The organism is Azospirillum sp. UFLA03-27 (assembly GCF_059803775.1).
In genome coordinates this window covers 1-5,143 of sequence record NZ_JAUQTX010000353.1, presented here as the reverse complement: position 1 = coordinate 5,143, position 5,143 = coordinate 1, and the positions used below count along the sequence as shown (strand labels likewise).

Below are 5,143 nucleotides of genomic sequence, written 5' to 3'. Positions count from 1 at the left end.
TGTGTATAAGAGACAGCGCGTAGGTGCGGCGGAGCCCCTCCTCCAGCCCGACCTTGGGGCGCCAGCCGGTGGCGAACAGGCGCGACACGTCCATCAGCTTGCGCGGGTGGCCGTCCGGCTTGCTCAAATCCTGGGTCAACGTTCCCTCGTAGCCGACCACCCCGCGGATCAGCCGGGCCAGATCGCCGATGGCGATGTCCTCGCCGGGGCCGACGTTGATGATGTCCTCCCCGTCGTAGCGTTCCATCAGATGCAGGCAGGCGTCGGCCATGTCGTCCACATAGAGGAACTCGCGCCGCGGCGTGCCGGTGCCCCACAGGGTGACGCTGGGCGCCTGCTCCATCTTCGCGTCGTGGAAGCGCCGGATCATGCCGGGGATGGCGTGGGAGCCCTCCGGGTCGAAATGGTCGCCGGGGCCGTAGAGGTTCGACGGCATGGCGCAGATGGCGTTGAAGCCGTACTGCCGCCGGTAGGCTTGGCACTGGGTGATGCCGGCGATCTTGGCGATGGCGTAGGGCTTGTTGGTCGGCTCCAGCGCGCCGGTCAGCAGCGCCTCCTCCTTCAGCGGCTGCTCCGCGAACTTCGGGTAGAGGCAGGAGGAGCCGAGGAACAGCAGCTTCCTGACCCCCGCCCGCCAGGCCGCGTCGATGACGTTGGTCTGGATCAGCAGGTTGTCGCGGATGAAGTCGCCGCCGAAGCGCTCGTTCGCCAGGATGCCGCCGACCTTGGCCGCTGCCAGGATCACGTAGTCGATCTTTTCCCGGTCGAAGAAGGCGCGCACCGCGGCCTGGTCGGTCAGGTCCAGCTCGTCGCGGCCACGCAGCATGAGGTCGCTGTAGCCGGCCTCCACCAGACGGCGGACGATGGCCGAGCCGACGAGGCCGCGGTGCCCCGCGACGAAGATGCGGCTGTTTCGCTCCATGGGTCTCGGTTCCCTTATTCGGCGGCGCTGGCGATCGGGGCGTCGCCGTCGCGGCTGCGGGCGGCGTACCAGTCCACCACGCCGGGCAGACCGTCCTTCAGCGGGATGCGCGGCGTGTAGCCGAGCGCGGACAGGCGGGCGATGTCGGGGCTGCGCCGCTGGGTGCCGCCGGGGGCGGGTGGCCCGATCTGGATGTCCGCGACCCGTCCGAGCACGCCGACGATCTGCCGGGCGAGTTCGGCGATGGAGATCTCCTCCGGGTTGCCGACATGGTAGATTCCGAGATGCTCGCCGCGCTCGATCACCGTCATGATGCCATCCACCGCGTCGTCGATGTGGACGAAGGCGCGGGTCTGGGTGCCGTCGCCCTGGATGGGGAAGGGCACGAGCACCTCCGGGCTGCGGTCGATGGCGGCCACGGCGCGGCGCACGAACTCCGGCACCACATGCTCCCACCCCATGTCGGGGCCGTAGACGTTGTGCGGGCGGAAGATGGCGACGCGGTCGAAGCCGCTGCGGCCCCAGTTGACCGCCAGAAGCTCCGAGATCAGCTTCGACCCGCCGTAGCTGTAGCGCGGGTTCAGCACGTCCGGCACGACCAGCGGGATGTCCTCCGGCGTCGGCACCGTCGGCGGGGTCTGGTAGGCCTCGGAGGAGGAGGCGACGACCAGATCGCCCACCCCGTTCGACCGGCAGGCGTCCAGGACGTTCAGCATGCCGCGCACGCCGACGTCCAGCACCACCTCCGGTTTCTCGTAGAAGTGCTTGGTGCCGTTGACGGCGGCCAGATGCAGAACGCCATCGACGCCGCGCACCGCCTGCTCCACCGCCGCCGGGTCGCGGATGTCGCCAGACACGAATTCGACCGCGTCCACGGCGTCGCCGAGCCGGCGCGGGTGGCCGCGGGAGTTGTCGTCGAGCACGCGGACGCGGTGCCCGTCGCGCACCAGCCGGCGGACCAGGGCGGCGCCGATGAAGCCGCTGCCCCCGGTCACGAGATAATGTTTCGGCATTGTTCTTTCCTTAGGCGACAGCGTCAGGGGACGCTTCTTCAAGCGACGTTCCTTCAGGCGACATTTCTTCAAGCGACATGGGCGAAGCGGGCGGCGCCGTGGCTGCCCAGCGCCACGTAGGCCGTGCCCTCGGGCAGGTCCACTTCGCGGCTGTTGAAGTTGTTCCAGAAGTCGTAGATGACCCCCGGCCGGTCCATGCGGCGCGCCAGATCGGGCAGCGGCATGGAGGTGAAGACCGGGTGGTTGTTCAGGATGACGGCGAGGTTGGCGCCCTCCACCGCCTCGGCCATGCTGTTGGCAGGTTCCAGCCCGAAGCCACGGATGTCGTCCGCCGCCACCACCGCGTCGAAGCCGCGCCAGCGCGCCTTGGGGAAGCGGGTGCGCAGCTCCTCGAACAGCGGCTTCGCCATGGTGCCGCGCAAATCGTCGGTCGCCGGACGGCCCTTGAAGGCGAGGCCCATCAGGCTGATGGTCGGCTCCTGCGGGAAGCCCTGCATGGAGCCGGTCAGCCGCTCCAGGAAGTGCGACACCTCGACCGGCTGGCTTTCGTTGATGCGGCGCCCGGCGGCGGTGATGTCCATGTCCACCCCGAACCCGCGGGCGGATTCGATCAGGATGTGCGGGTCCTTCTCCAGGCAGGGGCCGCCGACCGGGCCGGGCAGCGGCAGCTGCGTGCGCGGGTAGCCCAGCTTGCCCGCCCGCGAGACTTCCAGCGCCGACACCTCCATGGCGTTGCACAGCCGGGCGATCTCGTTGGCGAAGGCGAAGGTGACGTCGCGGTAGGTGTTGTCCACCAGCTTGATCATCTCCGCCGTCTCCAGCGTCGAGACCTTGACCGTCGTCGGGGTCAGCATGCCGAAGATCTGCGAGGCGCGGGCCGCCACCTCGACGCTTTCCGCGCCGATGATCTGCGGAAGCTGGTTCAGCTCGACCAGCGCCTGCCCCTCCAGCGTGCGCTCGGGGCAGAAGGCGATGTCGAAGCGCTTGCCGGTGCGGCGCAGGATCGGCGCCACCACCTCGCGCGTGGTCCCCAGCTTCACGGTGGAGCGCAGGATCACGAGGTCGCCGTCCCGGATGCATTCGGCCACCTGGCGGGTCGCCGCCTCGATCATGTCGGTGCGAACGCGGCCGTCGCGGTCCAGCGGGGTGCCGACGGTGATGATGAAGACGGTGCAGTCCCGGCACCCGTCCGGCGTGCGGCCGAAGGTGAAGCGCCCACGCTCCATCACATGCCGCAGCTTCTCGGCGAGGCCCGGTTCATGGAAATGGGGGACGCCGCGGGCCAGCTTGTCCAGCACCTCGTCCCGCACCTCCACGCCGTGCACCTGGAACCCCGCGTCCGCCATGGCGACGGCCAGCGTCAGCCCGACATAGCCGAGACCGAGCACGCAGACGTTCCGGTCGGGAAAGGACTTTGGGAGCATAGTCTTTCGATCCTGCTTAGTGATTGGAGCATGCATCCAAAGGCGCCGCCGCCATCCGCCACCCGCGCCATGCGCAATCCGAACGTCTTGCAACGCGGCATTGTTCCGGCCATTCGGGGTGGCGTGAATTGGCTATGCCGTTGATCGGGAATTGTTTTGTTCGTGGTACCCCGGACCGGCGGCAAGGGTGCGTCCGGTCGGCGTCCTTCGGGATTCGGGATGAGGCGGGCGCATCATGCCGCTGCCATGATCAGCCGGCGCAGCCGCGACGGACGCACCAGCCCGGTGAGCAGAGCCGCCAGCGCGTAGACCGCGATCAGCACGCTGCCGCCGATCAGCAGCGCGGGCAGGGGATGAGCGGGAGCCATCAGGTCCGGCAGCGCGTGGGTCAAGCCCAGCGTGGCCCCGACGGCGAGCGCGGCGCACAGCGCCGCCCGCGCGGCGATCCCGAGATAGAGCTGCCCGACCGCCCGCCGGTGCAGCCAGGCGAGTCCGGCCATGGCGGTCAACTCCGCGACGATGGTGGCGGCGGCGGAGCCCTCGATCCCGTAGCGCGGGATCAGGATCAGGTTCAGCGCCGCGTTGGTCAGGCCGCCGACCAGGATGGCGGTCATGTATCCGGTCTGCCGGTGCCAGACGAGCAGCGGGTTGCCCATCGTCAGATTGATGTGGACGATGGCGACCGCGATCATCAGCAGCCGCAGCGTGTCGGCGGCCGGTGCGTAGGCCGGGCCGAAGACGGTGCCCAGGATGGCCGGCGCCAAGGTGACGCCGCCCGCCGCGATCAGCGCGCCGATGGACAGGATGGTCGCGGCGTAGTCACGCATCCGCGCCTGCATCGCCTCGCGGTCGCCATAGGCGGCGGCGAGCTGCGGCATGAAAGCGCTGAGGATGATGTTCCCCGCGGTCAGCGACAGCACCAGCAGTTTGGTCACCGCGGCGTACCAGCCGACCTCCGTCTGCGGGGCCATGAAGCCCAGCATCACCAGATCCAGGTGCGAGAACAGGGCCCAGGCGAAGACGCTGACCGCCATCGGGGCGGAGGTCTTCAGGATGTCCCGCCACTTGGCGAGGTCCACCCGTGGCCGCGGCATCCGGAAATCGCGGCTGAAGCGGGCCAGCATCAGGGCGGCGTTGATGACGAAGGAGATGGCGGTGATGCCGGCGGCGATGGCCAGATCGTCCGGCCCGCGCACCAGCGCCAGCACGGCGACCATGTTGCCGAGCGACGTGCCGATCTCGCGCACCGCGATGACGCTCATCCGCTCCGTCGCCTGATAGACGAAGTCGAGCAACAGCGCGTTGCCCAGCAACTGCACCGCCTGCACCAGCAGCACCGCCTTGACCAGCGCCGATTTGTCGAGCTGGAGCACGAACAGGGCGTAGAGCCCGCCGACCAGCACGGCCAGCAGCATCCGCAGCGTCAGCACATGGTCCGCCAAATCGGTGGCCTTTTCCCGGTCGCGGGCGATCTCGCGCACCGCGTAGGTGGAGAGGCCCAGATTCACGAACAGCGCGGCGTAGGCGAGCATGGAGGTGCCGAAGCCGAGCACGCCGAACCCGTCCGGTCCGAGCGCGCGCGCGGTCCAGGCCGTGGTGATCAGCCCGCTCAGCAGCGTGGCGACGCGGGCCAGCCCCAGCGCGCGGATGTTCAGGAAAATGCGTCGTCCGGCGGTCATGGGTCTTTTCGGGTGTAAAGGGACGTGCGGGCGGCGGGCCCCCACCCAACCTGTCTCTTATACACATCTGACGCTGCCGACGATTATACGCGAGTGTAGATCTCG

4 protein-coding genes are annotated in these 5,143 nt (G+C 69.0%); all 4 read right to left on the bottom strand.

Annotation, left to right across the window (positions count from 1 at the left end; all coding sequences use genetic code 11):
• Positions 1-922: GDP-L-fucose synthase family protein (locus Q4I23_RS30320; protein WP_498528682.1), on the bottom strand; the 922-nt coding region annotated here is incomplete at its 3' end.
• Between the two features lie 14 nt (positions 923-936).
• Positions 937-1,935 (bottom strand): NAD-dependent epimerase/dehydratase family protein, encoded by a 999-nt coding sequence (locus Q4I23_RS30315; protein WP_498528681.1) that lies wholly within the window; start codon positions 1,933-1,935, stop codon positions 937-939.
• A 68-nt stretch (positions 1,936-2,003) separates the two neighbouring features.
• On the bottom strand, positions 2,004-3,359 hold the full coding sequence (locus Q4I23_RS30310; protein WP_498528680.1) for a nucleotide sugar dehydrogenase: 1,356 nt from the start codon (positions 3,357-3,359) through the stop codon (positions 2,004-2,006).
• A 233-nt stretch (positions 3,360-3,592) separates the two neighbouring features.
• On the bottom strand, positions 3,593-5,038 hold the full coding sequence (locus Q4I23_RS30305) for a flippase (protein WP_498528679.1): 1,446 nt from the start codon (positions 5,036-5,038) through the stop codon (positions 3,593-3,595).
• Positions 5,039-5,143: the final 105 nt, after the last annotated feature.